This window comes from Enterococcus sp. AMC2644, from assembly GCF_058216475.1.
The window spans coordinates 2591785-2617195 of record NZ_CM177095.1; the positions used below are offsets into that span (position 1 = coordinate 2591785).

Here is a 25411-nt window from a genome sequence, read left to right on the forward strand (position 1 = left end):
TAACATATATTTCAGGAGGAAATTCAAAAATGGCTCAAATCTCAGCTAAATTAGTAAAAGAATTACGCGACATGACTGGCGTAGGTATGATGGATGCTAAAAAAGCATTAGTAGAAGTAGAAGGCGACATTGATAAAGCAGTTGACTTTTTACGTGAAAAAGGTATGGCAAAAGCTGCTAAGAAAAATGATCGTATCGCGGCTGAAGGTTTAGCTGCAGTTGCAGTTAACGGAAATACTGCTGCAATCGTAGAAGTAAACTCTGAAACAGACTTCGTTTCTAAAAATGAAAAATTCCAAACTTTAGTAAAAGAAATCGCTGAAGCAATTGCTGCTAACAAACCAGCTGACATGGATGCTGCGGTGGAACTAGAAATCTCTACTGGCGTAATCAAAGATGCTTTAATCGAAGCAACTCAAGTAATTGGTGAAAAAATCAGCTTCCGTCGTTTTGAGGTTGTTGAAAAAGAAGATAACGCAGCATTTGGCGGATACTTGCATATGGGTGGCCGTATCGCAGTGTTAACTGTTGTAGAAGGTACAACTGATGAAGAAGTTGCAAAAGACGTAGCAATGCACGTTGCAGCAATCAACCCTCGTTATGTTGACGAAACTCAAATTCCTGAAGAAGAATTAGAACATGAAAAATCAGTATTAACTGAGCAAGCATTAAACGAAGGTAAACCAGCAAATATCGTTGAAAAAATGGTTGTTGGCCGTTTGAATAAATTTAAAGCTGAAATTTCATTAGTAGACCAACCATTCGTTAAAGATCCAGATATGACAGTAGCTAAATATGTCGCTTCAAAAGGCGCTACTGTGAAATCATTCACTCGTTTTGAAGTGGGCGAAGGTATCGAAAAACGTGAAGATAACTTTGTAGAAGAAGTTATGAGCCAAGTTAAAAAATAAATCTGTTCCTGGAACAGATGGGAACGCATGGAAATGCGCTCCCTTTTTTTAAGCAAAATTAGATTAATCAATGGATGCTCATAGCTGAGCAAGTTGCTACTATAGGAATAGAGAATTTACGGAGGAATCATCATGGTAAAACCAAAATATCAACGTGTTGTTTTAAAATTAAGTGGGGAAGCTTTAGCAGGAGATGAAGGGTTTGGTATTAAACCACCAACTATTCAAGAAATTGTTAAGGAATTGAAACAAGTTCATGATTTAGGCGTAGAATTAGCTATCGTTGTTGGTGGTGGAAATATTTGGCGTGGACAAATCGGTGCGCAAATGGGAATGGAACGCGCACAAGCAGATTATATGGGGATGCTTGCAACAGTGATGAATGCATTAGCATTACAAGATACATTAGAAAATGCTGGTGTACCAACTCGTGTGCAAACTTCAATTGACATGCGTCAAATTGCAGAACCTTATATTCGTCGTCGCGCTGAACGTCATCTAGAAAAAGGACGAGTAGTTATTTTTGCTGGTGGAACAGGAAATCCTTATTTCTCAACTGATACAACTGCGGCATTAAGAGCAGCTGAAATTAATGCGGATGTTATTTTAATGGCAAAAAATAATGTTGATGGTGTCTACTCTGCTGATCCTAAATTAGATACAAATGCTGTTAAGTTTGAAGAATTAACACATTTGGATGTAATTTCTAAAGGATTGCAAGTAATGGATTCTACCGCAAGTTCTTTAAGTATGGATAATGATATTCCGTTAGTTGTATTTAACTTAAACGAACCTGGTAATATTCAACGTGCTATTTTAGGTGAAAATATTGGTACAACTGTACGCGGAAAATAATATTAAAAATCGTTAATTACTCACAAAGTAGTTAACGATTTTTTTATAAACTAAAAAGCAGAAGAATTGAGTTTTTAATGGTTAAAGGTTGTATATTCGACCGATAATCACGTATAATAAAGATATTGGCAAAGCTTGAGTATTTCAACAATAAAAGCTATTTTCGCAAAATGAGGGCATTATTTATCAAGTTTTGTGCAAAGAAATTATTCTAAAATAAAATTTAGGGTTTCCATACATATGTTTGGAAACTATTAGTGAGGGGAAATAAAATGGCAGATCAAATTTTAACAGAAGCAAAAGAGAAAATGCAAAAAGCAGCAGATAGCTTGCAGCGTGATTTAGGGCAAATTCGTGCCGGGCGTGCGAATGCTAGTCTTTTAGATCGCGTATCAGTAGTTTATTATGGTGTACCAACACCATTGAATCAAATGGCTTCAATTACTATTCCAGAGGCACGTGTATTGATGGTTACACCATTTGATAAGACAATGTTACAAGAAGTTGAAAAAGCAATTATGGCATCTGATTTAGGAATTACACCAACAAATGATGGAAATGTGATTCGTCTAGTACTTCCTCAATTAACTGAAGAACGTCGTAAAGAATTAGCAAAGGATGTTAAAAAATCAGCCGAAAATGCCAAAGTTGCTGTTCGTAATGCTCGTCGTGATGCGATTGATGCTTACAAAAAACAACAAAAAGCAAGCGAAATTACAGAAGATGATTTGAAAGATTCAGAAAAAGAAATTCAAGCAGCAACTGATGACAGCATCAAAAATTTAGATGCTATTGCAGCAGAAAAAGAAAAAGAACTATTAGAAGTTTAATTTTTTAGGCGAAACTATGCAAAACTGGTTTCGCCTTTTTTATTATTCTATTAAAAAACAGCTGAAATTATTCGTTTTCTATTAATTAATTAGCGTAAATTCTTTTTTTTATAGGCAATATTTCTTATTATTGCTATAATGTATAGGATGAATTTTTTAAATTGGGATGATAGGAGAGAACAAGATGCTACGTTTTTTTCCACAAAAGAACAAGTACATCCAAGAAGAAGGGGAATTTGAGTTTCAAGAAGAGTTACCAATTCCCAAACATATAGCAATTATTATGGATGGAAATGGACGATGGGCCCAAAACCGTCGTTTGCCTCGTGTAGCGGGGCATAAGGAAGGAATGGAAACAGTCAAAAGAATTACGAAACATGCCTCTCATCTAGGTGTACAAGTTCTAACTCTTTATGCGTTTTCGACAGAAAATTGGAAACGTCCAACTGAAGAAGTAGACTTTTTGATGCAGTTGCCAGTAGATTTTTTTGATACATTTGTACCTGAACTAATTAAAGAAAATGTTCGTGTAAATGTGATGGGATACAAAGAATTTTTACCTACGCATACACAAAATGCTGTAGAACAGGCAATTGAGCAAACAAAGAATAATACAGGTATGATTTTAAATTTTGCACTGAATTATGGGAGTCGAGCTGAAATTATATCGGCTGTAAAAGAAGTCTATCAGGAAGTTACTGATAAGTCAGGCGATGTAGAATTGATTAATGAAGAGATGTTCGCTAAACATTTAATGACAGGTTTTTTACCGGTTGAATTGCGTGATCCAGAACTTTTAATTCGTACAAGTGGTGAGGAACGTATCAGTAATTTTCTTCTTTGGCAGATTGCCTATAGTGAATTATTTTTCACTGATGCTTTATGGCCAGATTTTAACGAATCGTTATTGGAAACTTCCATTGCAAGTTTTCAAAATAGGGATCGCCGTTTTGGCGGGTTAAAACATAAGGAGGAGAAGAAATGAGACAACGTGTGATTACAGCTGTTGTGGCATTAGCTCTATTTTTACCAATCATTTATTTTGATTTTGGTGGAATAGCAGTGGCTTTATTAGGGGCAGCATTAGCTGTTGTAGGTGTTTATGAGCTATTCCGAATGAAAGGATTAGCAATGTTGAGTTTTGAAGGTGTACTTTCGGGACTGGGGGCAGTTATTTTAGTTTTACCAAGAGAATGGTTTGTTTTCTTGCCAGAAAAAACGGATAAATTTATGTTGTTTTATTTTGTTGTGATGTTATTATTGGGGATTTCAGTGATTTCAAAAAATACGTATACAATTGATGAAGCCGCATTTCCAGTTATTGCCAGTCTATATGTTGGTGTTGGCTTTGAAAGCTTTGTCAATGCTCGCACAGAAAGTTTAATTGTTTTATGTTTTGGCTTGTTTATTGTTTGGGCCACAGATATTGGTGCATATATGGTCGGTAGACAGTATGGTAAAAATAAGTTATGGCCAGATATTTCGCCCAATAAAACGATTGAAGGTGCTCTAGGAGGTATTTTAAGTGCGGTAGTTGTTGCGACAATTTATCTAATAATATTCCATGGAAGTGAATATTTTGGATATAATTCATTTATTATGATCTTACTAACAATTATTTTTTCTATCGTTGGCCAATTTGGTGATTTAGTAGAATCTGCAATTAAACGTCATTATAAAGTCAAAGACTCAGGCACGATTTTGCCAGGGCATGGTGGAATTTTAGATCGTTTTGATAGCTTATTGTTTGTTTTTCCAATCATGAGTCTTTTAGGCGTATTTTAAACAAAAAGCGTTTCAGTCTAGTGTACTGAAACGTTTTTTTGTTTAAAGACATGTTTTCTTCAATAAATTTCTATAAATTATTTGAATTTGTTTGATAGTATTCATTGATGGTGTTGATTTATCAAGGTTAATTCTACTTATAGTGGGTTATTTAAGTAGATCAACGTTAAATTCTTGTTACAAAGTGGGGGAATAATTGTGAAATGGTAAAGATATGATAAAATAGTGGAGTGTTTAAACAATTAATCTTCTACTGTTTGTAGAAGGAAAACAAAGAGAGGAGCAAACAGATGAAGACTGTTTTAGTATTTTTAATTGTCTTCTCGGTCGTGGTAGTTATTCATGAGTTTGGTCATTTTTATTTTGCAAAACGTGCTGGTATTTTAGTTCGGGAATTTGCGATTGGGATGGGACCAAAACTATTTAGTCATCAAGGGAAAGACGGTACGACGTATACTATTCGTGCTTTGCCAATGGGCGGATATGTCCGGATGGCTGGTTACGAGGAAGAAGAAGAAATCAAAGCAGGTATGCAAGTTGGTCTAGTACTTGATGCTAATGATACTGTCATTAAAATTAATACGAGCCATAAAGTACAACTGACAAATGCCATTCCTTTAGAAGTTGCCAAACAAGATTTAGTTGATGAATTGACGATTACTGGCTTTGTAAATGGTGATGAGAATCAAACCGTTACATATGCTGTAGCTCATGATGCGCTTCTTATTGAAGAGGATGGCACAGAAGTGCGAATTGCTCCACGGGATGTTCAATTTCAATCTGCTAAGTTATGGCAACGCATGTTAACTAATTTTGCAGGACCGATGAACAATTTCTTATTAACAATTGCTATCTTTATTTTAGCAGCCTTTTTAAATGGTGGCGTTGTAGATAGAAATTCAACAACTATTACTGTGGTTGAAAACGAGGTTGCTGCGACTGCAGGCTTAAAAGATGGAGATGAAATTGTTGCAATTAATCAAGAATCTGTAGCCAATTGGTCACAAATCAGCCAAATTGTACAAGCAAATCCGAATAAAGAGTTACAAATTGAAATAAAACGTGAGAATCAGACACAAATAATTACGGCAGTACCTAAATCAGTGGAAGCCGGCGAACAAAAAGTTGGGCAACTAGGAATTCAAGCCCCAATGAAAACAGGCTTTTTCGATAAGATTATTGGAGGTTTCCAAGATAGTATTGCATCGTTTTTCCGAATAATTGATGCATTACGTTCTTTGCTAACTAATTTTAGCATTGATCAATTAGGCGGACCAGTTGCAATTTTCCAACTATCATCAGAAGCTGCGAAACAAGGACCAATGACTGTATTAATGATGACAGCAATGATTTCAATCAATTTAGGGATTTTCAATTTATTGCCGATTCCAGGCTTGGATGGTGGAAAGTTATTATTAAATATCATTGAAGGTGTTCGGGGGAAACCTTTAAGTCAAGAAAAAGAAGGGATTATTACATTAGTTGGTTTTGGACTACTGATGTTATTAATGATTCTTGTTACTTGGAATGATATTCAGCGCTTTTTCTTTTAACGAAAATAGTTGAAGATAGTAAAGGAGATAAAAATGAAACAGTCGAAACTTTTGATTCCAACATTACGAGAAACACCTTCAGAAGCAGATATAAGAAGTCACCAGCTTTTAGTCCGTGGGGGATTTATTCGTCAAGTTTCTAGTGGAGTCTACATGTATCTGCCCTTAGCTCATCGAGTAATTGGAAAAATCAAGAAAATCATTCGAGAAGAATTTACAAAAATTGATGCAGTTGAAATGACAATGCCAATTATTCTTCCCAAAGAGTTGTGGGAAGAATCTGGACGGTATGATTCATATGGTGAAACATTATATCGTTTAGAAGATCGTAATCAACGTACGTATGTTTTGAGCCCAACCCATGAGGAAGCTTTTACAGAATTAATTGGTAATGAGGTTTTTTCATATAAGGATTTACCACTAAATCTTTATCAAATTCAAAATAAATATCGCGATGAAATTCGCCCACGGTTTGGTTTGTTACGTAGTCGTGAATTTTTAATGTGTGATGGTTATTCGTTTCATGCTTCTGAAGAGAGCTTGGAAATACAGTATCGTCAATACGAACAAGCATACCGTGAAATTTTTACACGTTGTGAAGTTGTTTTCAAGAGTGTTTTAGGGGACAGTAGTACAATGGGTGGGAAAGAATCCAAGGAATTTTTAGCAATTTCTGATGTTGGTGAAGATATAATTTGTGCATCGACCGAAAGTGATTATGCAGCGAATCGTGAGATGGCTACGAGTTTGTATGCTTCTAAAAAGTCACATGCAACCTTTTTAGAAAAAGAAAAAATAGCGACACCGAATGTACGAACTATTCAAGAAGTCTCGGAATTGTTAGAAGTTGCCCCAGAGAAAATTATTAAATCACTCTTTTTCATGGCAAATGAACAGCCAATACTTGTATTGATGCGTGGCGATCATGAATTAAATCTAATGAAATTAAGAAATTATCTAGGAAACCAAACCTTACGTGAGGGATCTCAACAAGAAGCACAACAAATTTTTGGTGCTTCTTTTGGTTCTCTTGGTCCAGTAGACGTGCCAGAAGAGGTTCGTATTTTAGCTGATCTATATGTCCAAGATTTGGTAAATAGCATCGCTGGCGCAAATGAAGATAATCACCATTTCATTAATGTAAATGCGGGGCGAGATTTTAAAGTAACGGAATATATTGATTTGCATTTGGTACAAGAAGGCGATCTTTCGCCAGATGGTGTTGGAGAAATCGTTTTTCATCGAGGAATTGAAATAGGACATATTTTTAAACTAAGAACCTATTATAGTAAAAAAATGGATGCAAAAATAGCTGATAAAACAGGAGTAAAGCTACCAGTTTTAATGGGAAGTTATGGAATAGGTGTTAGTCGTTTATTAGCAACAATAGCTGAACAACACAGCGATGACAGCGGCATTACTTGGCCTAGAGAAATTGCGCCATTTGATGTACATTTATTACAGATGGACATGACAGACGACTATCAAACAAATTTAATTAGTGAAGTAGAAATTGCTTTACAAGTAGCTGGTTATGAAACGTTGACTGATGATCGGTCTGAACGACCAGGGGTAAAATTTGTTGATGCAGATTTAATTGGTTGTCCAATTCGTATTACAGTTGGAAAAAAAGCTGTTGAGGGTATTGTAGAAATTAAAATCAGAAAAACAGGTGCGGCAATAGAAGTTCGTAAAGAGGAATTAGCCTCGACACTAAGTATTTTATTGAGTACGGAATAAAAATTAAAGTCTAGGGTACTCGTCAAATGATGAATGTCCTAGACTTCTTTAATGAAAACTAAAGAAAAAAAGAGTATACTAAAATGTACGAAATAAAAGGGGAGGAGTCAACTTGTCTAAAGAAAGAGAGAAGTTTGAAATATTATTGGATCAAATGAAATTAGATCCAGAGTTACAAAAACATCCCTTATTACAAACAGGAAAAATGACCCAAGTCGTGGTTCATCGCCAGTCTAAATGTTGGTCATTTACCTTGGGATTTGAAAAAATATTGCCAGCAGAATTGTATCAAAATTTTTATCAACATCTCGAGCTTGCGTTTAAAGATATTGCAGAAGTCCAATTACAACTCGAAATAGCAGATAAACAATTTGATGAGCAATTACTACAAGATTATTGGTCAATAGCTTTAGCCAATCAAAACTGTGATACGCCGCTTGTCAAACAAGTTTTGAAATCTCAATTTCCGAAAATAGATGGGAAGAGAATTGTTTTACCAGTTACAAATGATGCGGTTATCTCCATACTACAACAGCAATATTTACCCGTTATTGAAGCTAATTATCAAAAATTTGGCTTTGATCGATTCCGTATTCAACCGATTTTGGATCATAAACAAGCAGAAGCCGATTTACAAGAGTTAGCACAACGTCAACAAGAACAACAAGCAGCATTCATGCAGCAAGCTGCTGAAAATATTGCCTCACATGAACAACGTAGAAAAGAAAAGAAACAAGCTCCTGCTGCGTTGGAAGGGCCGATTATGTTAGGACGGAATATTCCTGCAGATGAATTAGTTACACCAATGGGAAATATTCTAGAAGAAGAACGTCGTGTGACCATTCAAGGGTATGTTTTTGATAAGGAAGTTCGTGAGTTGCGTTCTAAACGAAAAATCTTAATTGTAAAAATTACAGACTACACATCATCATTCATCGTTAAAAAATTCTCAAATGGTGAAAAGGATGAACAAGTATTTGATGCTATTTCAAAAGGTAGCTGGTTAAAAGTACGTGGAAGCATTCAAGAAGATACCTTTATGCGTGATTTAGTAATGAATGCGCAAGATTTGGTGGAAGTTAAACATGAGACACGTAAAGACTATGCTCCTGATGGCGAAAAGCGAGTGGAGTTACATTTGCATTCTAATATGAGCACGATGGATGCAACGAATAATATCAGTGATTTAGTCGCACAGGCTGGTAAATGGGGACATAAAGCCATTGCGATTACCGATCATGGCGGAGCACAAGCTTTTCCTGATGCGCATCAGGCTGGAAAAAAAGCGGGTGTTAAAATTATCTACGGTGTTGAAGCAAATGTAGTTGATGACGGCGTTGAGGTTGCTTATAATGCCAAACCTGTTCCGTTAAATGATGCAACTTATGTCGTTTTTGATGTGGAAACAACTGGTTTATCTGCAGTTTACGATACGATTATTGAATTAGCTGCCGTAAAAATGCATAAAGGGAACGTGGAAGATTCTTTTGACGAATTTATTGATCCTGGACATCGTCTATCAAATACAACAGTTAATTTAACAGGGATTACAGATGAAATGGTTCGTGGCTCAAAATCAGAAGAAGAGGTTTTACGACTGTTCCGTGAATTTTCAGAGGGAGCTATTTTAGTTGCCCATAATGCATCTTTTGATATGGGTTTTTTAAATATGAGTTACAAAAAGTATGGTATTCCCGAAGCTGATAATCCTGTTATTGACACACTGGAATTGGCTCGTTACCTTTATCCAGAGTTTAAACGTTTTGGTTTAGGTGTACTATCGAAAAAATTTGGTGTTTCATTGGAACAACATCACCGTGCAATTTATGATGCAGAAGCAACGGGTCATTTGGCTTGGATTTTTGTAAAAGAAGCTATAGAAAAGCATGAGATGTTATTACATGAAGACCTGAATCGCCATGTAGGGGGAGCAAATTCAATTAAAGCGGCACGACCTTTTCATGCAACTATTTTAGTCAAAACCCAGGCAGGCTTGAAAAATCTCTTTAAATTAATTTCAATGTCCAATATTACGTATTTTCATGATAAAGCACCACGTATTCCTCGTTCAGAGCTAGGAAAATTACGTGATGGCTTGCTCGTGGGAAGTGCTTGTGACAAGGGCGAAGTTTTTGTTGCGATGATGCAAAAAGGGTATGAAGCAGCCAAAGAAAAGGCTAAATTTTATGACTATATTGAAGTTATGCCAAAACCCGTTTATGCGCCATTGATTGAACAAGAATTGGTAAAAAGTGAAAAAGATTTAGAAGACATTATTCAAAAATTAATAGCGATTGGCGATGAATTAGGAAAACCAGTTGTCGCAACTGGAAACGTTCATTATTTAAATGAAGAAGATGCAATTTATCGTAAAATATTGATTAATTCAATGGGCGGAGCCAACCCTTTAAATCGTCATAGTTTGCCAAAAGTTCATTTTAGAACAACGGATGAAATGCTAACAGAATTTCAGTTTCTAGGAAACGACCTTGCGAAGAAAATTGTTGTTGAAAATCCAAATCATTTAGTTGAGAGTTGTGAGGTTGTAATTCCTGTCAAAGATGAATTATATACACCAAAAATTCCTGGGTCAGAACAAGAAATTACTGATTTAAGTTATACTCGTGCTAAAGAGCTGTATGGAGATCCATTACCAGAAATTGTTGAGAAACGATTAGAAAAAGAATTAAATTCCATTATCGGTAATGGGTTCTCTGTGATTTATTTAATTTCACAAAAATTGGTACACAAGAGTAACCAAGATGGTTATTTAGTAGGTTCTCGAGGCTCTGTTGGTTCAAGTTTTGTTGCTACCATGACAGGTATTACTGAAGTAAATCCCTTAGCACCACATTATTTTTGCCCCAAATGCCAATATTCAGAGTTTTATGAAGATGGTTCATATGGTTCCGGTTTTGATATGCCTGAAAAAGCTTGTCCCAAATGTGATGCTCGTTTGAAAAAAGATGGCCACGATATTCCATTTGAAACGTTTTTAGGATTCCACGGAGATAAAGTACCCGATATCGACTTGAACTTTTCAGGTGAATATCAACCCGAAGCACACAATTATACCAAAGTTTTATTTGGAGAAGAGTATGTTTATCGTGCGGGAACAATCGGTACAGTGGCAGATAAAACAGCTTACGGTTTTGTGAAGGGGTATGAACGCGATCATAATCTTCATTTTAGAGGTGCTGAGGTAGATCGCTTAGCCAAAGGTGCTACTGGGGTCAAACGAACAACTGGTCAGCATCCAGGAGGAATTATTGTTATTCCTGATTATATGGATGTATATGATTTTACGCCAATTCAATATCCAGCCGATGATTTAGATGCTGAATGGCGAACAACCCATTTTGATTTCCATTCGATTCATGATAACATTTTAAAACTAGATATTCTGGGACATGATGACCCCACCGTGATTCGGATGTTACAGGATTTATCAGGAATTGATCCAAAAACAATACCAACAGATGATCCCGAAGTTATGCGTATTTTTGAAGGAACTGAAGTATTAGGGGTCGATGCTGAAAATATTTACTCGAAAACTGGTACATTAGGAATTCCAGAATTTGGCACACGTTTTGTTCGCGGAATGTTAGAACAAACGCATCCTTCAACTTTTGCAGAACTACTACAAATTTCTGGTCTATCACATGGAACTGACGTGTGGTTAGGGAATGCTGAAGAATTAATTCGACAAGGAACTGCGGATTTGGCTAATGTAATTGGCTGTCGTGATGATATTATGGTGTATCTAATGCATGCGGGGCTTGATGATGGTTTAGCATTTAAAATCATGGAGAGTGTTCGTAAGGGGAAAGGGATACCTGATGATTGGCAAGCGGAAATGAAGAAACAAAATGTTCCTGATTGGTATATTGAATCTTGCTTGAAAATCAAATACATGTTTCCAAAAGCCCATGCAGCGGCGTATGTATTAATGGCATTACGTGTTGCGTATTTCAAAGTTTATTTCCCGATTTTATATTATTGTGCTTACTTCTCAGTTCGTGCAGATGACTTCGATTTAGTTGCTATGGCTAAAGGCAAAGAAGCAGTCAAAGAACGTATGAAAGAAATCACAGATAAAGGAATGGATGCTTCGACAAAAGAAAAGAATCTCTTGACTGTTTTAGAGTTATGTAATGAAATGCTAGAGCGTGGCTATGAATTTGGAATGATTGACTTATATAAGTCAGATGCAGAAAATTTTGTCATTGATGGTAATAAATTAATCGCACCATTTCGTACCGTACCAAGTTTAGGACTTAATGTAGCTAAACAAATTGTTGAAGCCCGTAAAAATGGTCCATTTCTTTCAAAAGAAGATTTAGCCAATCGTGGGAAAGTATCTAAAACATTGATAGAATATATGACAGATAATGGTGTTTTAAAAGACTTGCCTGATGAAAATCAATTATCATTATTTGATATGTTATAAACAGAAAACGAACCGTTCAGTATATGTAGTGAACGGTTCGCTTTTTTTAAATACGAGTTAATTTAGCTACAACTTCGCAACGAGCTGTTTGTGGAAACATATCTACTGATTGCAGATAGTCTACTTTAAATACTGTAGAAAGTTTTTTTAAGTCTTTCGCTAAAGTAGAGACATTACATGAAACATATACGAGTTTTTTTGGGGTATGTTTTAAAATTGCTTGTAGTAATTTATCATCTAATCCAGTACGAGGGGGATCGACGACAATACTGTCAGGTGTAAAACCGTCATTTAGCCATTTAGGCAATAAATCTTCAGCGGTTCCAGTCTCATAGTGAGTATTTTCATAACCCATACGCTTTGCATTACGTTTTGCATCCTCGATAGCCTGTGGAATAATATCCATCCCACGTACTTCTTTCGCTTTATTAGCGATACTTAAGCCGATAGTACCTACACCACAATAGGCATCAACCACAGTTTCATTTTCTGTAACGTTGAGTGCTTTAATTGCTTCATTGTATAAAACACTAGTTTGTTTTGGATTCAATTGGAAAAAAGCACGTGCAGATAAATCGAAAATCAAGCCATTTAAATGTTCTTCAATCGCTTCTTTTCCCCATAAATGAAGCGTATCATCACCCATGATAAGAGAAGTTTTCTTGCTTTGGACATTTTGCATGATAGAGACAACTTCTGGCAATCGTTGATTGATTTCACGAATTAATGCATTTTTTTGTGGTAATTTTGGTGAATTGGTAATAAATACTAGTTGTGTCTCACCAGTCTCAATTCCAATTCGTACCATCAATGTTCTTAAAATCCCTGAATTTTTACGTTCATCATAAATAGGAATTTGATATTTATTTACCAATTGCATGACGGTATTAATTACTTTTTGTGTTGTTTCTTCTTGAACTAAACAATCATCAATTGCAACTAAGCGATGAGAGTTTTGTTCGTATAAACCAGCTTCAGCACGCAGTTGTTTTGGATTGTACCGTAGTTGAAATTGTGCTTTGTTTCGATAGTGCCAAGGGTCATCCATGCCTAAGGTTTCGCGTAATTCATATTTTTGATAGTTTTTGGGTTTAAACTTGGCTAATGCCTGCGCTAATAGATCCTTTTTGAAATCCAATTGTTTATTGTAGGCTAAATGTTGTAATTGGCAACCACCACAACGGTCATAAAAGTTACAAGGTGGTTGCACACGATCGCGACTTTTTTTTACAATTTTTGTTAAGGCTGCTTCTGCAAAAGTAGGGGTTGCTTTCGTTACTTTGGCAATAATTTCTTCTCCTGGTAAGGCGCGAGGTACAAAAACGATTAGACGCTTATAGTAGCCAATCCCTTCACCGTTGATGCCTAGACGTTTGATTTTTAATTGCAAGGTCTGTCCAGTATTTAATTGTATAGTTGACATAAGTGCTCCTTTATGTAGATTAATCTTATCCATTTTAACACAATTCAGTTGTCTTGCATAAAAAAGTAGAACAAAAGAAAGATCCGATGTTAGGGAAAGAAAAGTTTGATTTCAGTTCTAGCTTTAAAAGGAATTTTTATTGGATGGAGATTAACAGTTTTGTAATAAATAAAATATTAAGAATTGCTAAGGGGAAGTTAGCAACTCTTATACACTCGTTTCGATAAAATGGTATACTTTTTATTGGTGATTTAAGAATGTTTTGTATAAAATAGAATGTATGTTCGTGAGGTGAGAGGATGTTAAAGGTAATCAGTGTTCGCAAAGAAAAAAGTGGATTCTACCAGGTGAGATTTGAAGATAAACGAGAACTGCGTGTATCAGAAGACTTATTAGTACATTATCGTTTATTAAAAGGTACAGAGCTTGATGAAAAAATATTTGATGAAATAAAAAAAAGTTCGGGCTATGATATCGGTTTGCAATTGGCAATGAATTATATCAGTTATCAATTGCGAACAGAACAAGAGATGCGAACTTATTTAAAAGAGAAAGAAATCAGTAGCCATGATAGTCAAAAAATTATTCAACGATTAAAAGAGTTACAATTAATAGATGATATTGTTTATGGAAAAAGTTATATTCGTACACAACTACGCTTGAGTGATAAAGGGCCGCAAGTGGTAATGCAACAGTTACGCAAAAAAGGACTAAAAGATGATGCGATTCAAGCAGTTATGCCTCTTTATACATCAGAAAATCAATTGGAAATAGCAGTTCGAACAGCAACTAAAATGTTAAAAACGATTCGTGGTAAAAGCCATCGCGAGACTTTACAAAAGTTGCGCATGAAATTAATGCAAAAAGGATTTTCCAGTGATATTATTTCGATAGTGATGGAAGAGATTCCAAATGAAAAAGATGAGAATGATGAATGGGAGGCTTTACAAAAAGAAGGATCAAAATTAATTCGTAGACATCGAACAGATAAACAAAAAATAAAACAAAAACTGTATCAAAAAGGATTTGATTTTGATTTAATCCAACGATTCATTGATGAGGAAGGAATAGATGAAGACTGAACAATGGCTGGAATGGGATGAAGAAACAATTCATTCTTTTCAAGATATATTTTTAACTTGGTATCACCAAGAAAAACGCAATTTACCATGGCGAGCTAACACTCATCCCTATAATATTTGGATTTCTGAAATTATGTTGCAGCAAACACGTGTGGATACAGTTATTGGGTATTACTATCGTTTTATGGAAGAATTTCCAACAATTCAAGATTTAGCTAGTGCAGATGAACAAAAGTTACTAAAAATTTGGGAGGGTCTAGGTTATTATTCACGTGCTCGTAATTTAAAGATAGCCGCACAACAAATTATGGAGGAATTTAATGGCGTGTTTCCAAGTACGCCAGACAAAATTAGTACATTAAAAGGTATTGGGCCATATACAACCGGAGCAATTAGTAGTATTGCTTTTGGATTACCTGAGCCAGCAATTGATGGGAATATTATGCGAGTAGTGAGTCGGTTATTTGAAATAGAAGATGATATTGCTAAAGCAAGTAGTCGTAAAGTATTTGATGCAGCCACACGAAAAATTATTTCTCATGAGCAACCTGGGGAAATGAATCAAGCATTTATGGATTTAGGTTCGGATATTTGTAATCCGACGGCACCTAGGTGTGAAGAATGTCCTATCCAACAATTTTGTTTGGCGTATAAAAATAGTCGTCAAACCGATTTTCCTGTAAAAACGAAAAAAGTAAAACCTAAAGATATGTATTATGTTGCGGGGGCAATTGAAAATGCGGACCAAGAATTTTTATTAGTTCAACGTCCTGAAACAGGATTATTAGCAAAGATGTGGCATTTTCCTTTGCAGGAGGTAAGCAAACAAACCTATGTTGAGTTACAGCGTACATGGCAAAAAGACGATGAAAAACAGTTAACACTAGATTTAGTGGCAGAAGATTTATCGCCACAAATTTTTGAAGAGTTACCTGTTGTTTGGCAAAGAAAACATTATGGTGAGATTACGCATGTTTTTAGTCATTTAAAATGGCATGTTCTTTTATTTTATGGTTGTACCAGAGAAAACTTTGCGCCAGAAAATGGACAATGGGTTCAATCAGAGAATTTTTCAACGTTTGTTTTCCCGAAGCCACAGCAAAAACTGGTAACCCAGTTCAATAAATATCAGAAACTTGATAAACATTTCTAGGCAAGGGCGTTTTTTATTGCTATAATATTAACGATGTCGGTGTAATAAACACCCAAACAAATGCGAATGAGATTCGCTGAGGGAAGGGTTGCTATGCGAGTTCCAAAAGAAGGCGAGTTTGTTAGCATTCAAAGCTACAAGCATGATGGCAATTTGCATCGTACGTGGCGAGATACTATGGTATTGAAAACCAGCGAACATTCCATGATTGGCGTTAACGATCACACATTGGTAACTGAATCTGATGGGAGACGTTGGGTAACCCGAGAACCAGCTATTGTGTATTTCCACAAAAAATACTGGTTTAATGTAATAGCAATGATTCGAGAAAAGGGTGTTTCCTATTATTGTAACCTAGCTTCACCTTATTTATTGGATGAAGAGGCACTGAAATACATTGATTACGATCTAGATATCAAAGTGTTTCCTGATGGAGAAAAACGACTGTTAGATGTTGATGAATATGAGTTACACAGTAAAATCATGCATTATCCACAAGATGTCGATTTTATTCTAAAGGAAAACGTCAAAATTTTAGTTGATTGGATCAATAATGGAAAAGGACCATTCTCTGAGGGTTATGTCGATATATGGTATAACCGCTACAAGCAATTGTCGCAGAAATGAAAGTAACAACGAAAAGGAAGCGAGCAGTCTTATAAGATTGTTCGCTTCCTTTTTATAAAGTGGAAAAAGAAAGGATTCATAGTTTTGCTACAAATCATTTCTTTTCTTAGACTTCCTTCGTCATAGTCACATGCTCAATTCCTGCATCTAAAAAGATGTCGCCCTCTGCTTGATAACCTAAACGTTCGTAAAATGGGACTGCAGTTAGTTGTGCCCCTAATACGAGTTGTTGGTAACCTTGTTCTTTGGTGAAGTCTTCTGCAGCATTCATGATGACTTTTCCGAGACCTTTTTGGCGGTGTTCATTTAAGACAGCCATGCGTTGGACTTTCATCGTTTGATTTTCCTTAGGCAATAAACGAACAGTTGCTAAGGGGTGTCTTTGTTCATCATATAAAACAAAATGTATGGTGTGTGCTTCGTATTGATCAATTTCCAAATCTAAAGGAACATTTTGTTCAATAACAAAGACTTGATTGCGTATTTTTAATGCATCTAAATAAATATCGCTCATAGTATCTCTCGTATGTGCAACTAACATTTTTATCACCTCGTTATTATTATAATCTTCTTTTAAAGGTAAAAGAAGATTTTTTTTGTTAAATAGCATATAATTAATTCAAATTAGAAGGAGGTTAGTTATGTTTGAACGAGTGAAACAATCAAAATTATTTTTTTGGTCACTGGAATTATTAGTATTAGCTACATTAATTTTAGTTTTATCAAAAATTGGTTTTGTCTTTCAACCAGTTGTAACATTTTTTACAACATTGTTTGCTCCCGTTTTAATTGCTGGTTTTTTATACTATCTATTAAATCCGATGGTCGAACTATTAACAAAGAGATTAAAAATCAAAAGGATTATAGCAATTGTTCTTGTCTTCGTTTTACTAGTCTTGGCATTAGTCTTGATGATTAGTAGTATTATTCCAAATTTGGTTATTCAAATCTCACAATTAGCAGAAAATATTCCAAATTTTGTCGAACAAGTTGAGAATTGGGCATATGGTATTGCAGATACAGAATTTGTTAAACAAATGTTTAAGCAAGTAGATATTATGGAACAATTGGAAAAGATGAATTTATCCTATGGGGCGCTTTTACAACGATTTTTAAGTGGATTATCTAGCAGTCTAGGGTCAATTGTAGGTTCGATTGCTTCGGCTACAATGACTTTAGTAACTGCACCATTTATTTTATTTTATATGTTAAAAGATGGCGATAAAGTCGTTCCAAATATTGAAAAAGCTATTCCAGAAAGACGACGTAATCAAGTGAAAGAGTTATTAGGTAAATTAAATAAAACCTTGTCTAACTATATCAGTGGTCAAGCAATTGAATGTATTTTTGTTGCAACATTTACTTTCTTGGGATATTTAATTATTGGTGTCGATTACGCATTCTTATTCGGTGTCATTGCAGGTATTACGAACTTGATTCCTTATCTAGGACCGTATTTAGGCTTGCTGCCAGCAGTAGCTGTAACCATTTTTAATGATCCATTCAAGGCATTACTATGTTGTGTGGTAGTATTAGTTGTTCAACAATTAGATGGTAATATTATCTATCCAAATGTTATTGGTAAGAGCTTAGCAATTCACCCACTGACTATTATCATTGTGTTATTAGTTGCTGGAAACATTGCTGGTTTACTAGGAATTTTCTTAGGTGTCCCATTCTACGCCGTATGTCGTACTATTGTTTTGTTTGTAATTCAGGTGATAAAGGAAGATACAACTAAGCAAAAACAAGGAAAATTACTAGGGTAAAAGAATTCAATTACTTTTTATTGCAAAGAAAACCCCTTTGTGATACGATTTTAGCGTGGCAGTTGCCACGCTTTTTTTTCAACAATTTGTAAAAATAAGGAGAGAATGCAACTATGAATGCTGACCCCGAGAGTCAGTCGCTATTAGCGCAACTATTGTTGTTAATTGTTTTAACACTGGTGAATGCTTTTTTAGCAGCATCAGAAATGTCACTTGTTTCGATTAATAGAAATCGTATCGAGCAAAAGGCAGAAGAAGGAGATACAAAATCTCAAAAATTATTAAAAATATTAGAAAATCCAACCAATTTTCTATCGACAATTCAAGTCGGAATTACTTTGGTCAATATCTTGTCAGGGGCTTCGTTAGCCGAGAGTCTATCTAGCTATCTTGCGCCATATTTAGGTGGGGGAGCAGCTGCAAAAAGTTTGGCAAGTATCATCGTCTTAGCGATTTTGACATATGTCTCAATTGTGTTTGGTGAGTTATATCCTAAACGAATTGCTTTAAATAAGTCTGAAGAAGTGGCACAATTCACTTCTGGCGCTATTCGTTATATCGGGATTATTGCAAAACCGTTTGTCTGGTTATTGTCAGCGTCAACAAACTTGCTTTCACGATTAACACCAATGACATTTGATGATGAAGATACGAAAATGACTCGTGATGAAATGCGTTACATGATGGAAACTGAAGGTGTCTTTGAAGACGATGAGTTGGAAATGTTACAAGGGATTTTTTCTTTGGATACGAAAGTTGCCAGAGAAGTAATGGTTCCACGTACGGATGCTTTTATGGTGGATATCCATGATGACGTAAAAGAAAATATGGATAAAATTTTAGCTGAAAACTTTTCACGTATTCCAGTTTACAATGAGGATAAAGATAAAGTGATTGGTGTTCTGCATACAAAAACCTTACTAAAAAGTGCATACAATGTTGGTTTTGATAATCTTGATCTAAAAGAAATGTTACAAGAACCTTTATTTGTTCCTGAAACGGTCTTTATTGATGATTTATTGTATGAATTGAAAAAAACACAAAACCAAATGGCAATTCTTTTAGACGAATACGGTGGTGTGGTTGGTTTAGTCACACTTGAAGATTTATTAGAGGAAATTGTTGGTGAGATTGATGATGAATCAGATGAAATTGAATCATTATATGAAAAAATTTCTGATGATGAATATATCATTCAAGGTCGAATGTTAATCGATGACTTTAATGAACTCTTCCATACAAATCTGCATATGTCAGACGTAGATACGATGGCAGGCTACTTTATTACTGCTTTAGGTACAATCCCTGATGAAGATGATAAATTATCCTTTGATGTCGATAATGTAACGTTAACTTCTGAAGAGATGGAAGGTACACGTGTCTTGAAGTTACGTGCGAAATTTCGTGAAGAAGAAGTAGACATTGAACCTGAGGAAGAACGTCGATTTTTCCGAAAAGACTTTGAAGAAGATGAACCAAGACGATAGTTAATTATTGGGCCTGTGACGTAAGTACGTCTCAATCCAAGTTATAAACCAGAATACCCACGAAAATTGAGTTTGATTTTCGTGGGTATTCTGGTTTTCTATGTATAGGGTTAGTTCTTTCTATTTAATGTGGCTAATTTCATCATATTAAGGGCCATCATCAAGATGCCTGATTGCTTTCGAACCTTGTTTAGCCCTCGAACCGTATATCGAGTGAAACCCAAACAAGCCTTCATTTTTCCGAAGACTGTTTCGACATCTGTTTTTCTACGAGCATAGATCTTTCCTGTTTTTTCGTCAGAAAGCATCTCTCTTTGTTTGGCTTTGTGGTATTCCCAAGCTGGATTGACAAGAATTTTTCTTACATATCCTTTGGGTGTCAATGCTTCTGGAACTTCTCGTAAATAGTCATCCACTTTTTCAGCTTGATACTCTTTGAAATCTCGAACGAAACCGTCTTTATCTGTCCGTTGGCGATAGGCATGAAAATTGAAGCGAACACCTTTGGGATCACTATAATAATCTTCCTCTTCAAAATACGTCCAATTCATCACTTTCCGTTCGTCAGATTGCCATTTTTTACTTTGTTCTTTCAACATCGTGCCATACGGAATAAGCGCCGTGTGTTGTGGCAATTTATCTTCTAAATAGCGATAGTTACTCTCAGAACCATAACCGGCATCGGCGACAATATAATGAGAAGCTTGTTCGTCTAGCTTCATTTTTTCTAGAAAAGGCTTTAATGTTTTTGTATCTGTTGGGTTTTGAAAAACATCGTATCCCAAAACAAATTGTTTGCACGTAGCGATTTGAAGATTGTACGCTGGTTTCAGTTGTCCATTCATCATGTGATCTTCTTTCACTCGCATAAATGTTGCTTCTTTATCTGTTTTTGAATAACTGTTTCGGGCACCATAAATAGACATCTGTGTTTGATGTTCTGCCATTTTTTCTCGTCTTTCAGAAAGCTTACGTTTCTGGGTTTTTAGCGTCCGTCGTTGTTGTTTCGCAGGATTGGGAGAAATCTTGGCTGTTTCCTCGACTTCTTTCTCTAGGTCTTCTAAGCGCAACTCCATTCGTGTCAGAAGTTCATCTAATAAATCGAACGTCAGATTAGATCCTTCAGGAATATGTTTGACTTCATAGGCTTCTTGAAGTTCTGTCATTAAGGTCAGAATTTTTTCACGGTTCATTTGATCAAAACGAATCGTATTCTTCTTCCAAACAAAGCTAAATTTATTGGCATCCGCCAAGATTTTTGTCCCATCAATAAAAAGCACATCGTCAATCAGATTGCGTTCCCGAAGGTAGTGAACCAAAGAATCCAAACTTTTATTGGTCAGTTCTTCGACATCTTTTGAGACGCAAAAACGAGCAATCGTCCGATAGGAAGGTTCACTTTCTTGTGTCAACCAGCGGGCATAAATATTTTCTTCTGCCAATCGTTGAATTTTTCGACTGGTAAACGCCTCACGAGTGTACGCAAAAAGAACCAACTTTAACATCGCACGCAACTCATATTCTCGTGGGCGACCGAAAAGATACGGTTCATGAATCTGTAAAGATTCAACCAATTCGTTGATAAAACAAGCGACATGATTTTCTTTTGGAATAAATTCAGTTGATAGGTTTAAAGTTAGTTGATTTATGTTATAATTTGGGTACATTGTTTTTGTCCTTTCGAGGATAAGAATTTGGAAGTGCAAGGTCAGAGTTGTGCTTCCTTTTATTTTACCTTAAAAAGCGCCAAAAATGAACGATTGCTCGTCATTTTTGGCGCTTTTTCATGGGACTTACGTCACAGGCCCTTTTTCATGAAAATATTGAGTGAAGTTTAAGGAAAGAAGGTAGTTGTTTTTTATGAATAGTTATCAATTAGATCCTGAAGTACAAAAGAATCGCTGGTGGATTTTAATATCGGTTTCTATGTTTACGTTTATGTCAACATTGGATGGTAGCATTATTAATATTGCTTTACCAACAATTTCCAAAGATATGAGTGTTCCAATGAACCAAGCAGAATGGATTGTTTCCATCTATTTAATTATTGTATGTGCTTGTTTGTTATTATTTGGAAAAATTGGGGATAGTTTTGGAAAAATTAAAGTTTATCAAATTGGTACTTTGATTTTTACATTCGGTTCATTACTCTGTGGTTTTAATCATTCTCTTTCCTTTTTATTATTTGCTCGAGTGATTCAAGCAATTGGTGCAAGTATGACGATGGCCACTAACTCAGGGATTATAACAGAAGTTTTTCCGATGAATGAACGTGGTCGAGCGTTAGGTTCGATTGGTGCCTTTGTATCATTGGGCTCCATCGCAGGTCCTGGTTTAGGTGGATTAATTCTATCACAGTTTTCTTGGCCATATATTTTTTGGATTAATGTACCAGTTGGAATTATCACAATGATAGCAGGAACTAAATTTTTACCAAAAGATATTACTATGACGAAGAATAAAGTTGATAAATTAGGATTTTTAAGTTTTGCAGCCTTTATTATGACATTCTTTGGCGGCGTATTTATTGGACAGGAAGAGGGCTTTTTACACGTTGTTCCGGTAACGCTATTCGCTTTAGCAGTTTTTTCATTTATTCTATTTATTTTTGTTGAGAAAAAAGTAAACGTACCGTTAATTGCTTTTTCAATTTTTAAAAACAAAATTTTTACTTTAAGTCTAATTAGTGCGTTAGTTATTTTTTCATCTAACTTTTTTGTTAATGTGGTAATTCCATTTTATTTACAAAAAGCACGAGGGATGGCTCCTAGTCAAGCTGGAATTTTAATGATGATTTTCCCGTTGGTGATGGTAGTTGGTTCGCCACTAAGTGGTTATTTAACCGATAAAATTGGTCCTACTAAACTAGTTTTAACAGGTTTATCTTTACTGTCTATTACACAGTTAATGTATATGTTTATGGATGTACAGACCCCGCTTTGGTATTATGTGGTAGCAACAGCAATTATGGGACTTGGCAATTCGCTATTCCAATCACCAAATAATATGTTAGTAATGAGCAGTGTAGCTAAAGAAGACCTCGGTGTTGCAAGTAGCATGAACGCCTTTGCTCGTAACTTAGGGATGGTGATAGGGATTGCTTTGTCAACGACCGTTTTATATGCAGCAATGAGTCAAAAAATGGGAGAAAGAGTGACAACCTACATCAATGAACGACCAGATGTATTTATTTACGGTATGAAAATTACATTCTTAGGCTCATTGTTATTATGTGTGTTTTCTTTAGTTCTAACTGTTTGGCGTATTTATAAAAAAACAGAAAAGTAAAATCATGAAGGCTCTTTGAAAAAAGACCCTTCTTTTTTATAAAAGAGATATGTAAGGTGCAGATATTATTAAACTGTTCTCTAGAAATATGTCAGGATCGAGTGCGATTGCAGGTTTTAGTGGGCGATTACCGAATGGCGGTGTGAATTAGAAAATTCACATGAATGGGTTGCAGCTGGAAGTATTGCTGTAGGCGTTGGTGGCAAGTTATTAGCACCTGCTAAAGACGGTAACTTTGATAAAATGACAGCATTAGCAAAACAATATCAGAAACGTTATCAAGAAGTCATCAATCAATTATAAAAATGTTTGAAAAAGAGTTTGTAGCTACGGTTGCAGACTCTTTTTCAATACGACAATTCATGGTATACTAAAAAAGTTCGTGAATATGTGTAACATATTTAACTAGATAGTGAAAGGAAATTAGTGCAAATAAAATGAATAATCCAAATTTAAAAGAACAAGTAGACAGCCGTCGCACCTTTGCAATTATCTCCCATCCGGATGCAGGTAAAACAACTATTACAGAACAATTATTACTTTTTGGCGGAGCCATTCGTCAAGCAGGTACTGTTAAAGGAAAGAAAACAGGGAACTTTGCTAAATCTGACTGGATGGAAATTGAGAAACAACGTGGAATTTCCGTAACGAGTTCCGTTATGCAGTTTGATTACCAGGACAAACGGGTAAATATTTTAGACACTCCTGGACATGAGGACTTCTCTGAAGATACCTACCGTACATTAATGGCGGTAGATAGTGCAGTAATGGTTATTGATAGTGCAAAAGGGATTGAAGCACAAACGAAAAAACTTTTTCAAGTTGTTAAACGTCGGGGAATTCCCATCTTTACTTTTATTAATAAATTAGACCGTGATGGACGTGAACCATTAGAATTATTGGAAGAGTTAGAAGATTTGTTAGATATTGAGTCTTATCCAATGAACTGGCCGATTGGTATGGGAAAAGGAATGGAAGGCTTGTACGATATTTACAATAACCGAGTTGAATTGTATCGTCCAGAAAACTATGACGGCGAACGTCTAATTCCGTTAGATGATAACGGTGAAATTCCAACGAATCATCCATTAACTGAAAAAAGCATTTATTCGCAAGTGTTAGAAGAAGTTGAATTGCTAAAAGAAGCGGGCGATGAATTTGATACAGATAAAATTGCTCATGGTGAACAAACACCGGTCTTCTTTGGTTCAGCTTTAACGAATTTTGGTGTGCAAACATTCCTAGAAACCTTTTTACAATTTGCACCAGCACCATATGCACATAAAACAATGGACGACCAAATGATTAGTCCGTATGAAGAAGAATTTTCTGGTTTCGTCTTTAAAATTCAAGCCAATATGAACCCTGCTCATCGTGATCGAATTGCATTCGTTCGAGTGTGTTCAGGAACATTTGAACGTGGGATGGATATCATTCTAGAGCGTACTGGTAAAAAAATGAAATTAAGTAATGTGACTCAATTTATGGCGGATGCTCGTGAAAATGTTCAAGAAGCTGTTGCTGGTGATATTATTGGGGTATATGATACTGGAAATTATCAAATTGGCGATACTTTATATGAAGGTAAATTGAAAGTAGCTTATGAAGAATTACCTTCGTTCACCCCTGAATTATTTATGAAAGTTACTGCCAAAAATGTCATGAAACAAAAATCATTCCATAAAGGTATCTATCAATTGGTCCAAGAAGGTGCGATTCAATTATATAAGACGTATTTAACAGACGAATACATTATTGGTGCCGTTGGTCAACTTCAATTTGAAGTCTTCCAACATCGTATGTTAAATGAATACAACTCTGAAGTAATAATGACGCCTATGGGTAATAAAATTGCTCGTTGGATTGAACCTGAAGATCTAGATGAACGCATGAGTTCTAGTCGAAATATTCTAGCTAAAGATCGTTTTGACCAACCGTTATTCTTGTTTGAAAATCAATTTGCAGAGCGCTGGTTTGCCGACAAGTATCCGAATGTGAAATTGAAGAGTCTGATGTAAGTTTTTACTGAAAAACTCTTAAGAAGTCCTTGTTTATGTTTAGTGAACAGGGACTTTTATTTGTTTTTATCCTGAATCAGCCACGAACCAAACAAAATAAATGAAAATTTCTAATAAATCAAGCATTGAAAGAAATTATTTTCCCCCTTTTGATAGACAAAAAGACCTCGTCCTATCGTTGAACAGCTCCATACTTTTAAAAAATTTTTATGTTGAAACAAGTGTCTCCTCTTTTTCAGATAGAATCCAAAATTGTTTAATCAAGTAGTAAATATGCGTATTTAAATTATTTTTAGTCGGATAGACAACTACTTTGACTTTCGGTTATCAGGTGTTTCTGTGGTTTGTATTTCCATGAATAATTCAGATAGCTTTATATTTTAATATCAAAATTAAATGAATAAGATTACGTAGATAGTCGAGTAGTTTTTACCTTATAG

At 35.4% G+C, this 25411-nt stretch carries 18 protein-coding genes; 15 read left to right on the plus strand and 3 right to left on the minus strand.

What is annotated here, in order from left to right; translation table 11 throughout:
* Positions 1–29 precede the first annotated feature (29 nt).
* The 8 genes from tsf to AC4BC5_RS12680 all read left to right on the plus strand — a co-directional run bounded on the left by tsf (position 30) and on the right by AC4BC5_RS12680 (position 12124).
* Positions 30–911 (plus strand): translation elongation factor Ts, encoded by an 882-nt coding sequence (gene tsf / locus AC4BC5_RS12645; RefSeq protein WP_490495721.1) that lies wholly within the window; start codon positions 30–32, stop codon positions 909–911.
* 132 nt (positions 912–1043) lie between these two features.
* Entirely contained in the window at positions 1044–1766 is a 723-nt protein-coding gene (pyrH, locus tag AC4BC5_RS12650) for a UMP kinase (RefSeq protein ID WP_490495722.1), read from the plus strand.
* Positions 1767–2038: 272 nt separating this feature from the next.
* Entirely contained in the window at positions 2039–2596 is a 558-nt protein-coding gene (frr, locus tag AC4BC5_RS12655) for a ribosome recycling factor (RefSeq protein WP_490495723.1), read from the plus strand.
* Between the two features lie 184 nt (positions 2597–2780).
* Positions 2781–3581 (plus strand): undecaprenyl pyrophosphate synthase, encoded by an 801-nt coding sequence (gene uppS / locus AC4BC5_RS12660; RefSeq protein ID WP_490495724.1) that lies wholly within the window; start codon positions 2781–2783, stop codon positions 3579–3581.
* Positions 3578–4381: a phosphatidate cytidylyltransferase gene (locus AC4BC5_RS12665; protein WP_490495725.1), complete on the plus strand. Its 804-nt coding sequence runs from the start codon at positions 3578–3580 to the stop codon at positions 4379–4381. The genes uppS and AC4BC5_RS12665 overlap by 4 nt, the downstream gene beginning before the upstream one ends.
* A gap of 290 nt (positions 4382–4671) precedes the next feature.
* Entirely contained in the window at positions 4672–5934 is a 1263-nt protein-coding gene (rseP, locus tag AC4BC5_RS12670) for an RIP metalloprotease RseP (protein ID WP_490495726.1), read from the plus strand.
* 33 nt (positions 5935–5967) lie between these two features.
* On the plus strand, positions 5968–7674 hold the full coding sequence (locus AC4BC5_RS12675; protein WP_490495727.1) for a proline--tRNA ligase: 1707 nt from the start codon (positions 5968–5970) through the stop codon (positions 7672–7674).
* Between the two features lie 112 nt (positions 7675–7786).
* On the plus strand, positions 7787–12124 hold the full coding sequence (locus AC4BC5_RS12680; RefSeq protein ID WP_490495728.1) for a PolC-type DNA polymerase III: 4338 nt from the start codon (positions 7787–7789) through the stop codon (positions 12122–12124).
* 46 nt (positions 12125–12170) lie between these two features.
* On the opposite strand, the gene rlmD is transcribed toward AC4BC5_RS12680, so the two are convergent.
* Positions 12171–13547, minus strand: coding sequence for a 23S rRNA (uracil(1939)-C(5))-methyltransferase RlmD (gene rlmD / locus AC4BC5_RS12685; protein ID WP_490495729.1), 1377 nt, complete (start codon positions 13545–13547; stop codon positions 12171–12173).
* Positions 13548–13846: 299 nt separating this feature from the next.
* Here rlmD and recX point away from each other — a divergent pair, with 299 nt between their 5' ends.
* The 3 genes from recX to ntdP all read left to right on the plus strand — a co-directional run bounded on the left by recX (position 13847) and on the right by ntdP (position 16409).
* Positions 13847–14629, plus strand: coding sequence for a recombination regulator RecX (recX, locus tag AC4BC5_RS12690; RefSeq protein WP_490495730.1), 783 nt, complete (start codon positions 13847–13849; stop codon positions 14627–14629).
* Positions 14619–15782 (plus strand): A/G-specific adenine glycosylase, encoded by a 1164-nt coding sequence (gene mutY / locus AC4BC5_RS12695; protein WP_490495731.1) that lies wholly within the window; start codon positions 14619–14621, stop codon positions 15780–15782. The genes recX and mutY overlap by 11 nt, the downstream gene beginning before the upstream one ends.
* Before the next feature lie 93 nt (positions 15783–15875).
* Positions 15876–16409 (plus strand): nucleoside tri-diphosphate phosphatase, encoded by a 534-nt coding sequence (ntdP, locus tag AC4BC5_RS12700; RefSeq protein WP_016175427.1) that lies wholly within the window; start codon positions 15876–15878, stop codon positions 16407–16409.
* 106 nt (positions 16410–16515) lie between these two features.
* On the opposite strand, the gene AC4BC5_RS12705 is transcribed toward ntdP, so the two are convergent.
* Positions 16516–16950 (minus strand): GNAT family N-acetyltransferase, encoded by a 435-nt coding sequence (locus AC4BC5_RS12705; RefSeq protein ID WP_490495732.1) that lies wholly within the window; start codon positions 16948–16950, stop codon positions 16516–16518.
* A gap of 100 nt (positions 16951–17050) precedes the next feature.
* Between AC4BC5_RS12705 and AC4BC5_RS12710 the strand changes: the two genes are divergently transcribed.
* Both AC4BC5_RS12710 and AC4BC5_RS12715 read left to right on the plus strand, forming a co-directional pair.
* Positions 17051–18178 carry an AI-2E family transporter gene (locus tag AC4BC5_RS12710; protein ID WP_490495733.1) on the plus strand — a complete coding sequence of 376 codons (1128 nt, stop codon included), beginning with the start codon at positions 17051–17053 and terminating at the stop codon, positions 18176–18178.
* A gap of 113 nt (positions 18179–18291) precedes the next feature.
* Positions 18292–19665, plus strand: a complete 1374-nt coding sequence (locus AC4BC5_RS12715; RefSeq protein ID WP_490495734.1) for a hemolysin family protein — start codon at positions 18292–18294, stop codon at positions 19663–19665.
* Positions 19666–19775: 110 nt separating this feature from the next.
* On the opposite strand, the gene AC4BC5_RS12720 is transcribed toward AC4BC5_RS12715, so the two are convergent.
* The gene (locus AC4BC5_RS12720) at positions 19776–21332 is read right to left on the minus strand and encodes an IS1182 family transposase (RefSeq protein WP_490495735.1); all 1557 of its coding nucleotides are present in this window, start codon (positions 21330–21332) and stop codon (positions 19776–19778) included.
* Between the two features lie 193 nt (positions 21333–21525).
* Between AC4BC5_RS12720 and AC4BC5_RS12725 the strand changes: the two genes are divergently transcribed.
* On the plus strand, positions 21526–22953 hold the full coding sequence (locus tag AC4BC5_RS12725) for an MFS transporter (protein WP_490495736.1): 1428 nt from the start codon (positions 21526–21528) through the stop codon (positions 22951–22953).
* Between the two features lie 437 nt (positions 22954–23390).
* Positions 23391–24971 carry a peptide chain release factor 3 gene (locus AC4BC5_RS12730; protein ID WP_490495737.1) on the plus strand — a complete coding sequence of 527 codons (1581 nt, stop codon included), beginning with the start codon at positions 23391–23393 and terminating at the stop codon, positions 24969–24971.
* Positions 24972–25411 lie beyond the last annotated feature (440 nt).

Excerpts from the sequence above, each read along its gene's own strand:
- AC4BC5_RS12710 (WP_490495733.1), top strand. The coding sequence starts at position 17,051 with ATGTTTGAACGAGTGAAACAATCAAAATTATTTTTTTGGTCACTGGAA.
- uppS (WP_490495724.1), top strand. The coding sequence starts at position 2,781 with ATGCTACGTTTTTTTCCACAAAAGAACAAGTACATCCAAGAAGAAGGG.
- rseP (WP_490495726.1), top strand. The coding sequence starts at position 4,672 with ATGAAGACTGTTTTAGTATTTTTAATTGTCTTCTCGGTCGTGGTAGTT.
- recX (WP_490495730.1), top strand. The coding sequence starts at position 13,847 with ATGTTAAAGGTAATCAGTGTTCGCAAAGAAAAAAGTGGATTCTACCAG.
- AC4BC5_RS12720 (WP_490495735.1), bottom strand. The coding sequence starts at position 21,332 with ATGTACCCAAATTATAACATAAATCAACTAACTTTAAACCTATCAACT.
- tsf (WP_490495721.1), top strand. The coding sequence starts at position 30 with ATGGCTCAAATCTCAGCTAAATTAGTAAAAGAATTACGCGACATGACT.
- AC4BC5_RS12665 (WP_490495725.1), top strand. The coding sequence starts at position 3,578 with ATGAGACAACGTGTGATTACAGCTGTTGTGGCATTAGCTCTATTTTTA.
- mutY (WP_490495731.1), top strand. The coding sequence starts at position 14,619 with ATGAAGACTGAACAATGGCTGGAATGGGATGAAGAAACAATTCATTCT.
- AC4BC5_RS12715 (WP_490495734.1), top strand. The coding sequence starts at position 18,292 with ATGAATGCTGACCCCGAGAGTCAGTCGCTATTAGCGCAACTATTGTTG.
- AC4BC5_RS12725 (WP_490495736.1), top strand. The coding sequence starts at position 21,526 with ATGAATAGTTATCAATTAGATCCTGAAGTACAAAAGAATCGCTGGTGG.
- AC4BC5_RS12675 (WP_490495727.1), top strand. The coding sequence starts at position 5,968 with ATGAAACAGTCGAAACTTTTGATTCCAACATTACGAGAAACACCTTCA.
- pyrH (WP_490495722.1), top strand. The coding sequence starts at position 1,044 with ATGGTAAAACCAAAATATCAACGTGTTGTTTTAAAATTAAGTGGGGAA.
- frr (WP_490495723.1), top strand. The coding sequence starts at position 2,039 with ATGGCAGATCAAATTTTAACAGAAGCAAAAGAGAAAATGCAAAAAGCA.
- rlmD (WP_490495729.1), bottom strand. The coding sequence starts at position 13,547 with ATGTCAACTATACAATTAAATACTGGACAGACCTTGCAATTAAAAATC.
- ntdP (WP_016175427.1), top strand. The coding sequence starts at position 15,876 with ATGCGAGTTCCAAAAGAAGGCGAGTTTGTTAGCATTCAAAGCTACAAG.
- AC4BC5_RS12730 (WP_490495737.1), top strand. The coding sequence starts at position 23,391 with ATGAATAATCCAAATTTAAAAGAACAAGTAGACAGCCGTCGCACCTTT.
- AC4BC5_RS12705 (WP_490495732.1), bottom strand. The coding sequence starts at position 16,950 with ATGTTAGTTGCACATACGAGAGATACTATGAGCGATATTTATTTAGAT.